Below are 14,742 nucleotides of genomic sequence, written 5' to 3' on the forward strand. Positions count from 1 at the left end.
ATATATAACAAATAACTTTAACGTAATTATTGTTTATGCGTAGCAACCGCTTTAAAGTTTACGGTTACCTCATCTTTTATTTCACTAGTACTCGACCAATCACCTTGTCCAATACCAAAATAAAGTCGTTTTAGGTTCGTATGCCCTTCAACAACCAGATGATCTTTAGGTGACTCTGTAGCAGTAAAAGTAAGTGTTACTGGCACCGATTTATTTTTTATGGTTAATATCCCAATAGCTTCATAATTTTTATCATCCTTTTTAGTGAATTTAGTCGACTTAAACTCAGCCCTAGGAAACTCTTTAGCATTAAACCAGTCTGAACTGAGTAATATTGACGAAATTTCCGCATATGAAGTTGTTAGTGAATTCATGTTCACAACTACATCCACACTGCTGTTTTGATAATTTTGGGGGTCTGCAACTATTTTTGCCGTAAACTCTTTAAATGAGCCAGTAACAGGTGCATTATTTTGTGTTGCAGTAAAACTTATACTGCTTTCATTGGGAACAAGTGTCCATTCAGGTAAAGCAGCCGAATTCGCATTGACACTACTCAAAAACAAAAGAAAGAAAAAATACTTAATCATTTTCATGGGAACATTCTCCGTAATATATCATCCTTATTGATAAAATGATGTTTTAGAGCAGCAGCTGCATGCATACAAATTGCCGCAATAAGAGCATAACCTAACCACTCATGAACCCATTCAAATAAGACACGTTTGCTTTCATCAGGCGCTATAAGATTAGGTAGGGTAAATAATCCAAAAAATGATGCAGGCAACCCTGCTGCTGAGGTAATTAACCACCCAGTAATTGGCATAGCAAACATAAATACATAAAATGCCCAGTGCATGCTGCGTGCAGCAATTTTTTCAAGCCAAGGTAAAGCCAGTTCAGGACTTTCATTCGCTAAGCGCCAAATGATTCTTAAAATAGCTAAAAACAGGACTAAAAAACCATACTCTTTATGCCAGCCATAAAATTTCAGTCTTTGGGCACTCCAGGGCATAGAAACCATATACAAACCTAGTGCCAATAGCCCTATTATTAATAAAGCAATTACCCAATGAAATACTATCGCAATGATGCCAAAATGAGTTGAGCTGTTTTTGATTTGCATGAAATATCCTATTTTTTACCCTGTGCCTGTTCTTTATCTTGATCTGGTTTTGTATTCTGATCTAGATAAGCCTCAGCTCCAATAGAAAGATTCACTTTATCGCTCACAGCGGGCAAGAATGCATTGATTCCGAAATCGGAACGATTTATAGAGCCTGTGGCTGTAAAACCAACAGACATCTTATTACTAATTGGATTCATCCCCTCTTTATTTAAGGTAACTTGTAACACCACTGGTTTGCTTACCCCACGTAAAGTTAAGGTGCCATCAACTGTTGCTTTATTATCACCTTGAGGCGTTACTTTATTACTAACAAAGGTTGCTGTAGGATAATGCTCAGCGTCAAAAAACAAATTACTTTTTAAATGTTTATCAAGCTCAGGAATACCCGTAATCATATCCTTAACATCAATTGTCACATTAATTTTACTTTGACTTGGATTGTCTTTATCAAGAACTAGCTGTCCCGTTGCATACCATTTGCCATATTGAGTTGTGAAACCCAAGTGTTCAGCACTCCATAAAATATAAGTATGATTTTTATCCAAAGTATACGTTTCAGAGGCAGCAAATATTGGAGTAGAAAAAGTAATTGCGATAAGCAATGATGAGAGCGAGCTTCCTAGGGTTTGCTTCATAATTAATTTCCTTATTTTAATATCAGTTTAAATCAATTATATATTAAATTTTTACTCGGGTTTGAGATTACCCCCAACAATTCGTTCACAGAGTCCTTTAGGTAACAAAATAAAGGCATCTTTCTGCTTGTCTTTAGTAGCAGAAGAAGCACATGAAGCAGTTGCCGTAGCACAGTCATTCATCCCTTTTTTAGCAATTCCATAGCATTTTTCAGTTGCAGCAATAGTGTCATTGTTATCTGCTGCTGAACTTCCAGTTGCAACAAGAACAAAAAAAGCAGTCATTACTGATTGCATCAACTTATCTCGTGTAAACATGGTTTTCCCTTCCATTAAATGAATTCTTCATTAAAATACAATAGTGATATTGAAACGACAAGTATAAGATTAAAAAACGATATCCAACTCAAGAAGCTAATAATCAATCAAGAAAGGAACCAATCATATTAAGTTCACCGCCAAAAGGCACTCTTGCTAAAAGAGGAGAATTAAGTTTTTGGTTTAATGTATCAATATTAGCAGATAAGGCCTGCATAGCTGGATCAATGCAGTTGGCAATCCACCCCATACATTGAATATTATTTGTGCGTAAAACCATTTCTGTTAACAAAGCATGATTAATGCAACCCAATTTCATGCCAACTACTAAAATAACAGGTATTTTTGTAATCCGCAAAAAATCAATCCAAGTTTCATGATCATTTAATGGAACCATTAATCCACCAGCACCTTCAATGAATAACGTTTCGATACCATCCAGTTGCAAATTAAGACAATAATCCGCAATTTCATCAATGGACAAGTAACCTCCCTCACAATATGCAGCAATATGAGGCGATACAGGCATCTTAAATCGCCAAGGATTGATTACATCCAAATTGATACTATTTTTTTGTATATATTGTGCATCACTACTAACCAGTTTACCTTCTATTTCCATGCATCCACTTGCTACAGGTTTAATTGCAGCTGAAGCCGAAAAATGATTTGCCAAACGTGCTGTAACATAGGTTTTACCACAATCCGTGTCAGTACCAGTGATAAAAAAATGCTTCATTTAATAAATCCTCGTACTTCGTCAATAAATAAGTCTGCATGTGATAAAAATGGCATGTGGGCAGCTCGCTTATATAACACATAATGAGCTTCAGGATAGGCCAATTGCATGGAGTTCATTGCTTTAATTGGCACAATCGGATCAAGTCGACCAAATATAAAGCAGGTTGGCTTGTTAAACTGCTTTAATTGTTCACGCAAATCCCAAGTTTCTAAAATCTTAAGACCAGATTCCAAGCCTTCTGCAGATGGCAATTTATGAGGCAGATGATGTAACTCTTCATTAGATTTTATTCCATTGAGCTCTAAAAATTCTTTTAATGTAGCATGTGGATCTTTTGATAATTTCTTATAAAATTTTTTAAAAACTTCATCAGAAACACCTGGCCACAGATCGGTATATAAAAATCGAGGGGATGAAGTCACATTAATAAGATAACCTACCCTATCAGGTTCTTCTACTGCAAAACGCATTGCATATAATCCCCCCATAGACCAACCTATTAATGCAAATTTTTCGGGTAACTGGTTGACCAAGAGAGTTTTAAATTTATCCCAATCCATGATTGGGCTATGACCAAATCCTGGCAAATCAACGAATATCAGTTGATAATCCATGAGGAGCTTAGGTATTAATGGTGACCAGACCTGGCTGTCGAATCCCCATCCATGAAAAAAAATAAGAGGATATCCTTCTCCGTAACTATGGATGCTTATGTTCATACATTACACTTATCTGATTAAATAACTCACGAATCTGTTCGGGAGTATGATTGTAATTCAAAATGATACGTAATCCAGAGGCTTTGACACTCACAGTGGGTTTTCTTATAGCACAGCAGCTTATCCCCTTTTTCTTCAACTCGCGAGCATAATGCAAAGCTAAATGTGGACATCCTAATTGGAGTTGTTGAATTGGACTCATAGAATCAGCCCAGTTTAAAGGCGATTGTTTCACGTATGATCTAAATAAAGATATTAGTTGTGCTAGTTTAGAGCGCCTATCTTCGGCATTGACTACAAATTCCAATGTATTCAATAAGCCATAACTTAAAGCAGGGCTAACTGCTGTTGAATAAATAATGGAGCGTCCTGCTTGTAACAAAGCATAGATCCAGTCTGCTTTGCCTGCAACAAGGGCGCCTTGTGCCGCATAAGCTTTTCCTAAAGGAATTATTCGTAATGGAACTTCATTTTGAGTTAGCCCATGATAGGCCGTTGCCCCCCTTCCCTGATTGCCAAGAACACCAAAAGAATGCGCCTCATCAACCAAAAGTGCACCATCATTCGCATTGCAAAGAGAAGATAGTTTTGCCAATGGAGACAATTGGCCACTCATGCTAAAAATACCTTCAGTGATTAAAGCTGAATTCTTAAAATCCAAGGTAAATTTACGACTTAAATCATCTAAATTATTATGCAAATAACGCGTATAGTTTACCTGCGATAAAACTAAGCCATCATAAATTGAGGCATGAATTTCTTTATCAATAAAACAATGAACTTTTAACCTTCCAAGTAATGCTGTAACGGCAAGATTTGCCGCATATCCCGAAGAAAATAAAATACAATCGTCTACGGCCAATAAATTGGAGAATGCCTCTTCAACAGCTCGGTGATTGGGGTGATATCCACTCAGCAACATCGAAGCCCCACTACCACTAGGGTACAGAGCATATCCTCGTTGGTATCCTTCAGAAATACGTTTATCTCTTGCTAGTGATAAATAATCATTGCTATCAAAATGAATTAACGAGGAATCCTCAGCTGACACGAACCTAGTTCTTAATAAACCTTCATCTGCCAGCTGGTTAGTATAATTCCTAATCTTATGAGTTAGAGGCATTTAAACCATCTCAGTTAGACCAAGCTTATTAAAAAGAACCTTATCTTTAGCACGCTGTGGATTTTCTTCAGTTAATAACTTATCACCAAGAAATACTGAATTCGCACCTGCAAAGAAACAAAGGGCCTGTAATTCATCACTCATTTCCGTCCTTCCAGCTGTTAGTCGAATGACGCTTTGCGGCATTAGGATTCTGGCGGTAGCAATTGTACGAACTAACTCGATCCCTTCTACTGGTTGCGCTTTTGCAAGAGGTGTTCCCTCTACAGGTATTAAACGATTAATTGGAACGCTTTCAGGAGGTGTTTCCATATTTGCTAAAGTTAATAAAAATTCAATTCGGTCTTCACGTGTTTCACCCAAGCCCAAAATACCGCCGCAACAGACATTAATTCCAGCTGATCGAACATTATTTAATGTATCTAAACGATCACTAAATTTACGTGTTGTAACTACTTTTTCATAATAAGAAGGTGAAGTGTCAATATTGTGATTATAATAATCCAAACCAGCTTCCTTTAAACTGGCAGCCTGTTCTTGATTCAACATGCCCAAAGTCATACAGGTTTCTAGACCTAATGACTTAACTCCCTTAATCATTTCTTGTAACTCACTCATGGCCTTATCAGGTGGACATCGCCAGGCTGCCCCCATACAAAAACGTTTGGCGCCACCTTCTTTTGCTTCCTGAGCGGCTTTTAAAACATCAGCAACCGACATTAACTTTTCTTTTTCAACATGAGTTTTATGATGTCCACTTTGAGAACAATAACCACAGTCCTCAGGACAAGCCCCTGTTTTAATACTTAATAATGTAGCAAATTGTAACGAATTAGGTTGATGATATTCTCTATGTACCACATGCGCTTGATGTAAAAGATCATTAAATGGTTGTTCATAAAGAGCTTTAATTTCAGAAACAGACCAGTGCTTCTTATCTTGAGTCACAACAGGTTTCCTCCTAATCAAGGATGTTAAACGAAGCGAAAGTCTAACTTCCCTACATTTTGTATTGTTTTCATTTTATTTAAGTAACGGACATGATAAAGTTCCGCCTCATCTTGTCAACCAAAATTTTTAAAATGGTCAACATAAATCGATTAATCAGTAGAGATTTAAAGCATTTTTGGCACCCTTGCACGCAAATGAAAGATTTTGAATCATGCCCTCCGTTGGTTATTGAAAAAGCTCATGGTAGTTACCTCTATACCAATAAAGGTCCACTGATTGATGCCATCTCCAGTTGGTGGTGTAAATCTTTAGGTCACGGCCATCCTGCTATTATTGGTGCAATAAAAGATCAAATGAATCGCTTTGAACATGTCATTACAGCAAATACCACAAATCCACAACTTGTAGAGTTAGCTGAAGAGTTAGCTCAAATTACTAAAAAGCAACATGTATTCTTCGCCAGTGATGGCTCCAGCGCTGTTGAAATTGCGATGAAACTAGCAATCCATGCCAATCAAATCAAAGGCTATACAGATAGAAATCAGTTTATTGCACTTAAGAACGGATATCATGGGGAAACACTAGGTACAATGAGCATCAGTGATTTAGGTCTTTATAAAGAACCCTATAAATCATTTTCTCTTAGCTGTCATTATATTGAGGATATTCCTTATATTTCTGGCAAAGAGGATTCTTTATGGAGTAATTGCGATACATATTGGTCAATTTTAGAAAATAAATTAGAGGCGATTAGTAATAAAGTCTGTGCCATAGTAGTAGAACCCCTAGTTCAAGGTGCAGGTGGGATGTTATGTTACAGTCCCGATTTCCTTAAAAGACTATCGTCCTGGGCTAAAAGCAAAAATATTTATCTTATTACCGATGAAATAATGACTGGCATGGGGCGAACAGGTAAATGGTTAGCTTCACACCATGCTGATGTTGAATCGGATCTCATTTGTTTATCCAAGGGATTAACTTCAGGGTCTATTCCTCTAAGCTGCGTGATGATCGACAGCTCCATCTTTGATCTTTTTTATGCAGATTATGAAAGTGGAAAGTCCTTCTTACATTCACATACATATAGTGGAAATGCCCTCGCAGTCAGCGCCGCATTGGCAACCATTCGTGTCATGCGTGAAGAAAAAATAATCGAGCACGCTCAAAATCTGGGTAAATATATGTTTACGGCCTTAACAGAAGTAGCCAAACTCTCTGGTAAATTAAGTAATGTCCGAGGAATTGGAGCCGTCGTCGCAGCAGATCTCGAGGGTACTGAACATCACCGAATAGGTAATAAGGTTTATCAGCAAGCACTAAACCATGGCGCCTTAATAAGACCTATAGGTAAAACCCTTTACTGGCTTCCTCCATTAAATACGAATCATGAAGTAATTGGGAAATTAGCGGAAATAACACTACACTCTATAAAGGGAGCCTATGTAACGCCGTAAATCATGCGAAAAATATTCAGAAACATGGTATTTATTGTCTACAAGAGATTGAGGTTATTCTGGATATTTTTCACCATTTTTTTACTTTTAACGTTTTCTTATATTTATTGGCATAACAGTGTTGCAAACTCTTTTAATTTTATTACAGATATAACCCATAAACGAGCTCAAGATATTGATGTTTTTATCAATGACGTTTTTAATGAACTATACAAAATACCTGCATATCAAAAGAATAATCTAAATTGCAAGGATGATTTCAATCCTTATTTACAACATATCGTAATCAATCATCCTCAAATCTCTGGATTAGCAATTCATGATCAAAAGCACCAGATTACATGCTCCACATTACCACAAAATCAAACATTTCATCTAAATCACGATATCAATCAGTCAATTATAGGACCGCTAAAAATACCTATGTTTGTTGATCCCATCTATGTAATTCAAAAAAAAATAGGTATCTTTAACATAGAAATGATTGTCTTGTCCCCAGTACTCCAAAATGAATTGAATAATCCAGAGAGCGGGATAAATACAACTACGTTATACGATGTGAATCAGAAAAAAGAAATTATTCAGATTAGAAAACCTGCAATTAATTCCTGGATAGATAAATTTCCCATTGCAGGAGAAAGAATATTTGCTAGTATCAAATTAAATAGCCTTGATGGTATTGTGCTTACTGTGGAAGGACCCGATCAAACTTCAATTAACAAGCTCTGGTATAATCAAATCCTGCTCATTCTTGATATTTTAGTATTTTCGATTTCTTTATATTTTTTGATTAAAAATAAATTTAATAAATATTATTCATTACACGGTGCGATAAAACAGGCTATTAAAAGTGAACAATTTTACCCTGTATATCAACCATTATTTAACACGCAATACAATACCTATACTGGAGCAGAAGTTTTATTAAGATGGCAAGATCATGGTAATCAAATAATAATGCCAGATCTGTTTATCGAGGAAGCTGAAGATACTGGCTTAATTGTCCCCATTACCCTGCAAATTATTGAAATAGCATTTAAAGAATCTAAAAATATCTTGGATACCCAACATAATTTTCATCTTGCATTTAATATTTGTGCCCTACATTTCACTGATAGTCAATTTTTTCCTCAATTTTATACGCTAATGCTCCAATATGCTATTTCACCTAAACAAATATTATTTGAAATAACAGAGCGTAATTTACTTGATATGAATAATGAAATATATTTCAACAGATTAAAAGAGCTCAGAGATATTGGGTATTCATTAGCTATAGACGATTATGGAACGGGACATTCGAGTATCAGTTATTTGCAACACTATCCTTTCAATTTCCTTAAAATCGACAAATTATTCATTCATGCTATTGGTACAAAAGCTGTTGCAGAAACATTAAATGATGCGATTATTCATTTAGCCAAAAAAATTAATTTAACGATTATTGCAGAAGGAGTAGAAACAGAAGAACAATTAAATTATTTATTACAAAACGGGGTTCGGCTTATGCAAGGCTGGTATTTTTCTAAAGCTTTACATGTAGAACAGTTAATCGAACTGCTTCAAGGAGAAAAAAAAAATGAATAAGTATATAAGATATTGTTTTTTTCTTGTTCTAGGTATCTCAGGTTCAAGTTTTGCTGAACTAATAAACACAGAAGGTAATTATTGGCAATGTTCAACTCACGATGAAACCCACACAAAATGGACTTCTCAAAGTACTTACCAAAAAATTTCTTTAAATCTTTCTTACTCAGAATGCAAAAAAAACAGCAACAAACCCGCTACGTGTAAAACATCTAATGCCAGTTGCGTCCGATTTATTCATGGCACTAATGTAACACCCATGTGGCAATGTACTGCTTTTGATAGAGAAGCCATGAGATGGAATAGTAATCACTATCCTAATCGTGATGATGCAGCATTAGCGGCCCAAGCATATTGCAAACATAAAAGTCCCGTACCTTCTACATGTTATATTAATGTAGTAACCTGTATTAATAAGAATGAGATTTAAACAATATGGTTTATTGTGTGGGATTAACAGGCGATATAGCGAGTGGGAAAACTACTGTTGCTGAACTTTTTTCAAAACTTGGTATTGATGTAATTTATGCCGACAAAATATCAAGAGAGCTGACCCAAAAGAATGAACTTGCTTATAGTAAAATTTTGGAACATTTTGGCCATAAGGTTCTAAAACAAGATAACGAGTTGGATCGTAGCAAACTAAGAGAAATAATATTTTCTAATCATAAAGAGAGAGACTGGCTTGAGGGACTCTTACATCCGCTTATCCGACAAGAAATAAAAAAAAGAGTTGATACCTGCACGACACCTTATTGTATGGTAGAAATCCCTTTACTGATTACGAAACAAGCATATCCTTATATCAATAGAATTTTGCTTGTCTGTGCACCAAAAGAAATACAAATAGCCCGATTAATGCAACGGGATCAATGCAGTAAAGAACAAGCCCAGGCAATTTTATCTGCTCAGCCGAATATTAATATTCGCTTAGGAAACGCAGATGATATAATAGATAACTACATGAATATTGACGAATTAACTAAATCAGTTAATGATTTACATGATAAATACCTCCGGAAGTCAAAAAATATCATGTGACCGATACTTATCCCTGTACCAGCAATAGAAAGCCCGAGCTTTGTCAATTTTTTTCAAATGAAGGAAAAAGGAATTCAAAATCAATGAAATTAATTACTTTAAATTTATGGGGAGGCCGCATACGAGGCCCTTTATTAGACTTTATCAATAAACATCGTGATATTGATATTTTTTGTTTTCAGGAGGTATATTACAACGCTCATCGTACTGTAACCGAAGAAGATAGAGAACTTAGTCTAAATATTTTTTCTGATCTGCAGCAGCTCCTTCCTAATCATTTTTCCATTTTTAAACCTGCTGTCGAAAACATTTATGGAATTGCAATGTTATTGAAAAATAACATCGATATATTAGGAGAAGGAGATATAAATATTCATCAAAAACAACATTATCCAGGAATAGGATTAAATCACCCTAGAAATTTGCAATGGGTCGAATGTGAAGTAGATAAAAAAACTTACTCCATACTTAATGTTCATGGACTCTGGAATGGTCAAGGTAAAAATGACACTCCGGAGCGAATCAATCAATCACAACGTATTCGACATTTTATGGATACCATTAATACACCTAAAATATTATGTGGTGACTTTAACTTAAGACCTGACACGAAAAGCATGCATATCCTAGAGCAAAGGATGAATAATTTAATAAAAAATAATAATGTTAGCTCAACAAGAACAAGTTATTACAAAAAGGAAGAAAAATTTGCAGATTATATTCTGACTTCACCGGATATTATTGTTAATGAATTCACTGTTATGGAAGATGAAGTCTCAGATCACGCTCCATTATATCTTGATTTTATTTAGCCAAAAATTTAAAGCCAATAAGCACCCAATTGCCCACTATATATTTTTATATATTGAATTCATTTCCCTTGTTTTTATTTCGACATTAGACAATTTTTTATCTAGTACATTTATATCGGGAATATAGAATTGATAGTGTCCAGCAACATTATTAACGGTTATATCCAGACCTTTTTCAAGAGTTTTATCCCTTAGTTCCGTCTTAAATTCTCGGTCTTGTTTAGTAGTAATTAGTAGTTGATTACGTACCAGAGAAATCTCAGGAATGTCTTTACAGGTAATATGTAAATTATCTAGATAACTAACTAGTTTCATAATTACCTTTTCAGTCTGATAATCAGACGTTGTCAAACCCGTAATTTGAATACCCATATAATTAGTCATTGGTTTTCTATCAAAAAAGGCCTGTCTCTGAGCCGTTTTTTCACTTTCATTTTCTTCATTAGAAAGCTCTCTTCGATGTCCATTAAGTAAATATAAGTTGTGGCTTAACACAACTGAAAGCATCGTAGATACTTGAAATGGAAATAAACTAGAACATTGGTAATTATTTATAATTTGACTTAGGTAAGTAACAAAGTTATCTTGGTCTATAAGAAATGAGTTGGAAATATACCGCAAAGCATCCTTTTCCTCCGGGTATTTTTCTAAGTGAGTGTAAAGAGCTTCTAATGGTTCTGCAAGGGCAGGTGCAAAATCACTTGATACTAAAAACATACTTAAACCACCACGTTCTTCAGCTCCCTTTTCGAAAGCAGTAAGTAAATTCAACATGAGTTGCAATGTATCCCCCTGAATTTTGCTACTTTTAAGAACACTCAATCCCATTCTTTCTTCAACATTTCTTTTATAGTTTATGTAAACATCCTCAATTGCTAGTATTTGATTAATATCTTTAGCCGAAAATGGCCTGATCTGCTGCAATGATAATTGTGGACTCTTAAAATCATAGAGATACCCATATGTATCAATGCATTCATTCAATTCCTTAACCGTATACACAGCACCACTTTCAGATTTAAACTCGATGGGATTTTCGTTTAACATTTGATAATTACTCCCTTAAGTCGTCATGAACATTTATCACACCAAAGTAATGATCAAAAACGAATCTAGATAATCAAATATTAGCATAAAAGTTAAATTAATTTACTTTTATTTTAGAAAGCTTATCTAACAATTAGTGCACCTTAGCCAGCAAGCATTAATTCGAGGTCACGCCCTAGCTAAAGGATTTGCATTTGAAGACTCATGTTATAATTTGAATAAGCAAAGGTTATAAGGCAGGTGTTAGCCAGATCGTTCCTGGACAAAGGTTGGTTTGTTAATATTACTTCAACAACTAGCTCTACTCTATAATTCATCTTTAAAAAACTCGGTTTTTCAACCTCATTATAAAAATCGAAATCTATTTTGTATATGTAAACTAAATAGCTTTACCAAAATAAGTGCATCCATTCACCCAAGCGACAGCCTTTTATAAAGATTCATTACAACATAAATAGTTCTGTACCATTGCAATTACTTTCCGATTGGCTTCAGGGAAATGTTCGTGATTTAACTCATGCGGATAAACCCACTTCATGGCCAATTGCCCTTCCAGGCATGAAGGAGCACCAGCAAATTGGCTTACAAGAAAAATAATTAATTTTACTTCTTTATCAGAATATTGATGATTAATTTCACTCAATAATTTGTATTGTAAAACATCTAATCCAACCTCTTCCTTGATTTCTCGAATCAGTGCGGATCCTGAAGGCTCATCAGCCTCCAACTTACCGCCAGGAAACTCCCAACATCCTCCATGAGGAACATTAAAAGGACGTTGGGTAATCAAGATACGCTGCTGTTCATCAACAATAACCGCTACAGCAACTTCAATGCTCAAGCCAAGCTTCCATGACATGTTTTATATTTTTTACCCGAACCACATGGACAAGGATCGTTTCGACCGATTTTCTTCTCATGTCTTCTGTATGTTTGAGTCGTCTCTTCTTCATTTTCATCAACATAATTACCGTGTTGTAAGCTCATCTTACTCACTTGCTCAGCACGTCGTTGCTCTTCAACTGCGTTAACATCTTCTTCAGTTTGAATTTCAACTGAAGAAATCAAACGAATTACATCATACTTTAAATTATCAAGCATGGTAGTAAACAAGGCGAAGGCTTCTTTTTTATACTCTTGCTTTGGATCTTTTTGTGCATAGCCGCGCAAATGAATTCCTTGACGTAATTGATCCATTACAGCTAAGTGTTCACGCCATTGATTATCTAAAGTTTGCAAAATCACTGATTTTTCAAACTGAGACATCGTGGCTCTGCCAGCCTGTTTTACTTTTTCATCATATTTCTTAGCTGAAATGTCAAGAATTTTATCTTTTATTTGTTCTGGTTGAATATGATGATCTGCTTCAATCCATTCAAGCACAGGAGCCTTAAGTTTGAACTCATCAGTCAACACTTCACTTAAAGATTTTGGATCCCATTGATCTTCCAGACTTTGTGGAGGAATATAAGTATCAACAAGATTTGATATGACTTCCTCTCTCATAATATTGACCACTTCTTCAGTATCTGTCATAGCCATGATTGAGGCTCGTTGCGTATAGATAACCTGTCTTTGATCATTAGCCACATTGTCGTAATCCAACAACTGCTTTCTCACATCAAAATGATGCCCCTCAAGTTTCCGTTGAGCATTCTCAATTGCTTTGGTTACTAAACTATGTTCAATCGGTTCCCCTGGCTTCATTCCCAAACGACGCATCATCGACGCAACACGCTCTGAAGCAAATATTCGCATTAAATTATCTTCAAGAGATAAGTAGAAGCGACTGCTCCCCACATCACCCTGACGGCCTGAGCGTCCCCGCAACTGATTATCGATTCGACGCGACTCATGTCGTTCTGAACCTATAATTCTTAATCCACCTGCCGCAATTACTTCATCATGACGTTTCTGCCATAACTGTTTTACAGCGTCGATTTCTTCAGCGCTTGCAGTTTCAGGCAGTTGCGCTAAATCAGCAGACATGCTTCCACCAAGAACAATATCCGTTCCTCGTCCAGCCATATTTGTAGCAATAGTTACTGCACCTGGGCGACCTGCTTCAGCAATAATTTGCGCCTCTTTTTCATGGAATTTGGCATTAAGTACTTGATGTTTAATATTTTCTTTTTTAAGAAGTTGACTTAAAAACTCAGATGCTTCAATCGAAACAGTACCCACAAGGACAGGTTGTTTGCGAGCAATACACTCACGGATGTCCGCTATAACGGCCTCGAATTTATCTTTCTGTGTTAAATAAACCAGATCCGACTCGTCTTTTCGCACCATAGGTTTATTGGTTGGAATTACAACTACATCAAGATTATAGATTTGCTGTAATTCGTAAGCTTCTGTGTCAGCGGTTCCAGTCATGCCCGACAATTTATTATACATACGGAAAAAATTCTGGAATGTAATTGAAGCAAGAGTCTGGTTTTCATTTTGAATCGAAACACCTTCTTTAGCTTCAACGGCCTGATGTAAGCCTTCAGACCATCGCCGACCAGGCATTGTTCGACCAGTATGTTCGTCAACAATAATAACCTGTCCATCCTTCACGATATAATCGACATCGCGATGAAACATAGCATGGGCCTTTAATGCTGCATTTACGTGATGCATTAACATAATGTTGCTAGCATGATATAAGCTCTCACCCTGATCCAGAAGTTTTGCTTTAACCAGTAACTCTTCTATATGTTGATGGCCTATATCAGTAAGATGTGCCTGCTTTTGCTTCTCATCGACAGTATAATCCCCTTCACCACCCTCTTCCTCTTGTTTCTTCAAATGGGGAATCAATGTATTGATTTTGATGTAAAGTTCAGAACTATCTTCAGCCGCACCCGAAATAATGAGAGGTGTACGTGCCTCATCAATAAGAATGGAGTCTACTTCGTCCACTATAGCAAAATTCAACTCTCGTTGTACCTTGTCTTCAAGACTAAATGCCATATTATCGCGTAAATAATCAAAGCCGTACTCATTGTTCGTTCCATAAACAATATCGCACCGATACGCTTCTTGTTTTGCTGAATGGGACATATCGGGATAAATCACACCCACAGTTAACCCCAAAAATTCAAATATAGGCTTCATCCATTGACTGTCACGTTTAGCAAGATAATCATTCACAGTAACAACATGTACACCATGGCCAGTAATTGCATTTAAATATGCA

16 protein-coding genes are annotated in these 14,742 nt (G+C 36.0%); 5 read left to right on the forward strand and 11 right to left on the reverse strand.

The window, feature by feature from the left end; genetic code table 11:
- Positions 1 to 26: 26 nt before the first annotated feature.
- The 8 genes from DGG96_RS17235 to bioB form a co-directional block, all read right to left on the reverse strand.
- Positions 27 to 596 carry a YceI family protein gene (locus tag DGG96_RS17235; protein ID WP_110143782.1) on the reverse strand — a complete coding sequence of 190 codons (570 nt, stop codon included), beginning with the start codon at positions 594 to 596 and terminating at the stop codon, positions 27 to 29.
- A complete protein-coding gene (locus DGG96_RS17240; protein WP_110143783.1) occupies positions 593 to 1,126 on the reverse strand; it encodes a cytochrome b in 534 nt (177 codons plus the stop codon). Before DGG96_RS17240 ends, DGG96_RS17235 begins: the two co-directional genes overlap by 4 nt.
- 8 nt (positions 1,127 to 1,134) lie before the next feature.
- Positions 1,135 to 1,764, reverse strand: coding sequence for a YceI family protein (locus DGG96_RS17245; RefSeq protein ID WP_110143784.1), 630 nt, complete (start codon positions 1,762 to 1,764; stop codon positions 1,135 to 1,137).
- A 51-nt stretch (positions 1,765 to 1,815) separates the two neighbouring features.
- On the reverse strand, positions 1,816 to 2,082 hold the full coding sequence (locus tag DGG96_RS17250) for a BufA1 family periplasmic bufferin-type metallophore (RefSeq protein ID WP_110143799.1): 267 nt from the start codon (positions 2,080 to 2,082) through the stop codon (positions 1,816 to 1,818).
- Between the two features lie 103 nt (positions 2,083 to 2,185).
- Positions 2,186 to 2,821 carry a dethiobiotin synthase gene (gene bioD, locus DGG96_RS17255; protein WP_110143785.1) on the reverse strand — a complete coding sequence of 212 codons (636 nt, stop codon included), beginning with the start codon at positions 2,819 to 2,821 and terminating at the stop codon, positions 2,186 to 2,188.
- Positions 2,818 to 3,543, reverse strand: a complete 726-nt coding sequence (locus tag DGG96_RS17260; RefSeq protein ID WP_110143786.1) for an alpha/beta fold hydrolase — start codon at positions 3,541 to 3,543, stop codon at positions 2,818 to 2,820. Before DGG96_RS17260 ends, bioD begins: the two co-directional genes overlap by 4 nt.
- Positions 3,524 to 4,666: an aminotransferase class I/II-fold pyridoxal phosphate-dependent enzyme gene (locus DGG96_RS17265; RefSeq protein ID WP_110143787.1), complete on the reverse strand. Its 1,143-nt coding sequence runs from the start codon at positions 4,664 to 4,666 to the stop codon at positions 3,524 to 3,526. Before DGG96_RS17265 ends, DGG96_RS17260 begins: the two co-directional genes overlap by 20 nt.
- Complete coding sequence (gene bioB / locus DGG96_RS17270) at positions 4,667 to 5,614, reverse strand: biotin synthase BioB (protein WP_110143788.1); 948 nt, start codon at positions 5,612 to 5,614, stop codon at positions 4,667 to 4,669.
- A 134-nt stretch (positions 5,615 to 5,748) separates the two neighbouring features.
- Between bioB and bioA the strand changes: the two genes are divergently transcribed.
- From bioA to DGG96_RS17295, 5 genes are all read left to right on the forward strand, one after another.
- Complete coding sequence (gene bioA / locus DGG96_RS17275; protein WP_199742191.1) at positions 5,749 to 7,071, forward strand: adenosylmethionine--8-amino-7-oxononanoate transaminase; 1,323 nt, start codon at positions 5,749 to 5,751, stop codon at positions 7,069 to 7,071.
- A gap of 3 nt (positions 7,072 to 7,074) precedes the next feature.
- Complete coding sequence (locus tag DGG96_RS17280) at positions 7,075 to 8,658, forward strand: EAL domain-containing protein (RefSeq protein ID WP_110143790.1); 1,584 nt, start codon at positions 7,075 to 7,077, stop codon at positions 8,656 to 8,658.
- On the forward strand, positions 8,651 to 9,088 hold the full coding sequence (locus DGG96_RS17285; RefSeq protein ID WP_110143791.1) for a hypothetical protein: 438 nt from the start codon (positions 8,651 to 8,653) through the stop codon (positions 9,086 to 9,088). The genes DGG96_RS17280 and DGG96_RS17285 overlap by 8 nt, the downstream gene beginning before the upstream one ends.
- A gap of 5 nt (positions 9,089 to 9,093) precedes the next feature.
- Positions 9,094 to 9,699: a dephospho-CoA kinase gene (gene coaE / locus DGG96_RS17290; protein ID WP_110143792.1), complete on the forward strand. Its 606-nt coding sequence runs from the start codon at positions 9,094 to 9,096 to the stop codon at positions 9,697 to 9,699.
- Positions 9,700 to 9,782: 83 nt separating this feature from the next.
- Positions 9,783 to 10,511: an endonuclease/exonuclease/phosphatase family protein gene (locus DGG96_RS17295; RefSeq protein WP_110143793.1), complete on the forward strand. Its 729-nt coding sequence runs from the start codon at positions 9,783 to 9,785 to the stop codon at positions 10,509 to 10,511.
- A gap of 36 nt (positions 10,512 to 10,547) precedes the next feature.
- Here DGG96_RS17295 and DGG96_RS17300 read toward each other — a convergent pair whose 3' ends face one another.
- The 3 genes from DGG96_RS17300 to secA form a co-directional block, all read right to left on the reverse strand.
- Positions 10,548 to 11,558 carry a hypothetical protein gene (locus DGG96_RS17300; protein ID WP_110143794.1) on the reverse strand — a complete coding sequence of 337 codons (1,011 nt, stop codon included), beginning with the start codon at positions 11,556 to 11,558 and terminating at the stop codon, positions 10,548 to 10,550.
- A gap of 430 nt (positions 11,559 to 11,988) precedes the next feature.
- On the reverse strand, positions 11,989 to 12,399 hold the full coding sequence (gene mutT / locus DGG96_RS17305) for an 8-oxo-dGTP diphosphatase MutT (RefSeq protein ID WP_110143795.1): 411 nt from the start codon (positions 12,397 to 12,399) through the stop codon (positions 11,989 to 11,991).
- Positions 12,396 to 14,742: preprotein translocase subunit SecA (gene secA, locus DGG96_RS17310; protein WP_110143796.1), on the reverse strand; the 2,347-nt coding region annotated here is incomplete at its 5' end. The genes secA and mutT, both read right to left, overlap by 4 nt.

The organism is Legionella qingyii, from assembly GCF_003184185.1.

Excerpts from the sequence above, each read along its gene's own strand:
- DGG96_RS17235 (WP_110143782.1), bottom strand. The coding sequence starts at position 596 with ATGAAAATGATTAAGTATTTTTTCTTTCTTTTGTTTTTGAGTAGTGTC.
- DGG96_RS17240 (WP_110143783.1), bottom strand. The coding sequence starts at position 1,126 with ATGCAAATCAAAAACAGCTCAACTCATTTTGGCATCATTGCGATAGTA.
- DGG96_RS17245 (WP_110143784.1), bottom strand. The coding sequence starts at position 1,764 with ATGAAGCAAACCCTAGGAAGCTCGCTCTCATCATTGCTTATCGCAATT.
- DGG96_RS17250 (WP_110143799.1), bottom strand. The coding sequence starts at position 2,082 with ATGTTTACACGAGATAAGTTGATGCAATCAGTAATGACTGCTTTTTTT.
- bioD (WP_110143785.1), bottom strand. The coding sequence starts at position 2,821 with ATGAAGCATTTTTTTATCACTGGTACTGACACGGATTGTGGTAAAACC.
- DGG96_RS17260 (WP_110143786.1), bottom strand. The coding sequence starts at position 3,543 with ATGAACATAAGCATCCATAGTTACGGAGAAGGATATCCTCTTATTTTT.
- DGG96_RS17265 (WP_110143787.1), bottom strand. The coding sequence starts at position 4,666 with ATGCCTCTAACTCATAAGATTAGGAATTATACTAACCAGCTGGCAGAT.
- bioA (WP_199742191.1), top strand. The coding sequence starts at position 5,749 with ATGGTCAACATAAATCGATTAATCAGTAGAGATTTAAAGCATTTTTGG.
- DGG96_RS17280 (WP_110143790.1), top strand. The coding sequence starts at position 7,075 with ATGCGAAAAATATTCAGAAACATGGTATTTATTGTCTACAAGAGATTG.
- DGG96_RS17285 (WP_110143791.1), top strand. The coding sequence starts at position 8,651 with ATGAATAAGTATATAAGATATTGTTTTTTTCTTGTTCTAGGTATCTCA.
- coaE (WP_110143792.1), top strand. The coding sequence starts at position 9,094 with ATGGTTTATTGTGTGGGATTAACAGGCGATATAGCGAGTGGGAAAACT.
- DGG96_RS17295 (WP_110143793.1), top strand. The coding sequence starts at position 9,783 with ATGAAATTAATTACTTTAAATTTATGGGGAGGCCGCATACGAGGCCCT.
- DGG96_RS17300 (WP_110143794.1), bottom strand. The coding sequence starts at position 11,558 with ATGTTAAACGAAAATCCCATCGAGTTTAAATCTGAAAGTGGTGCTGTG.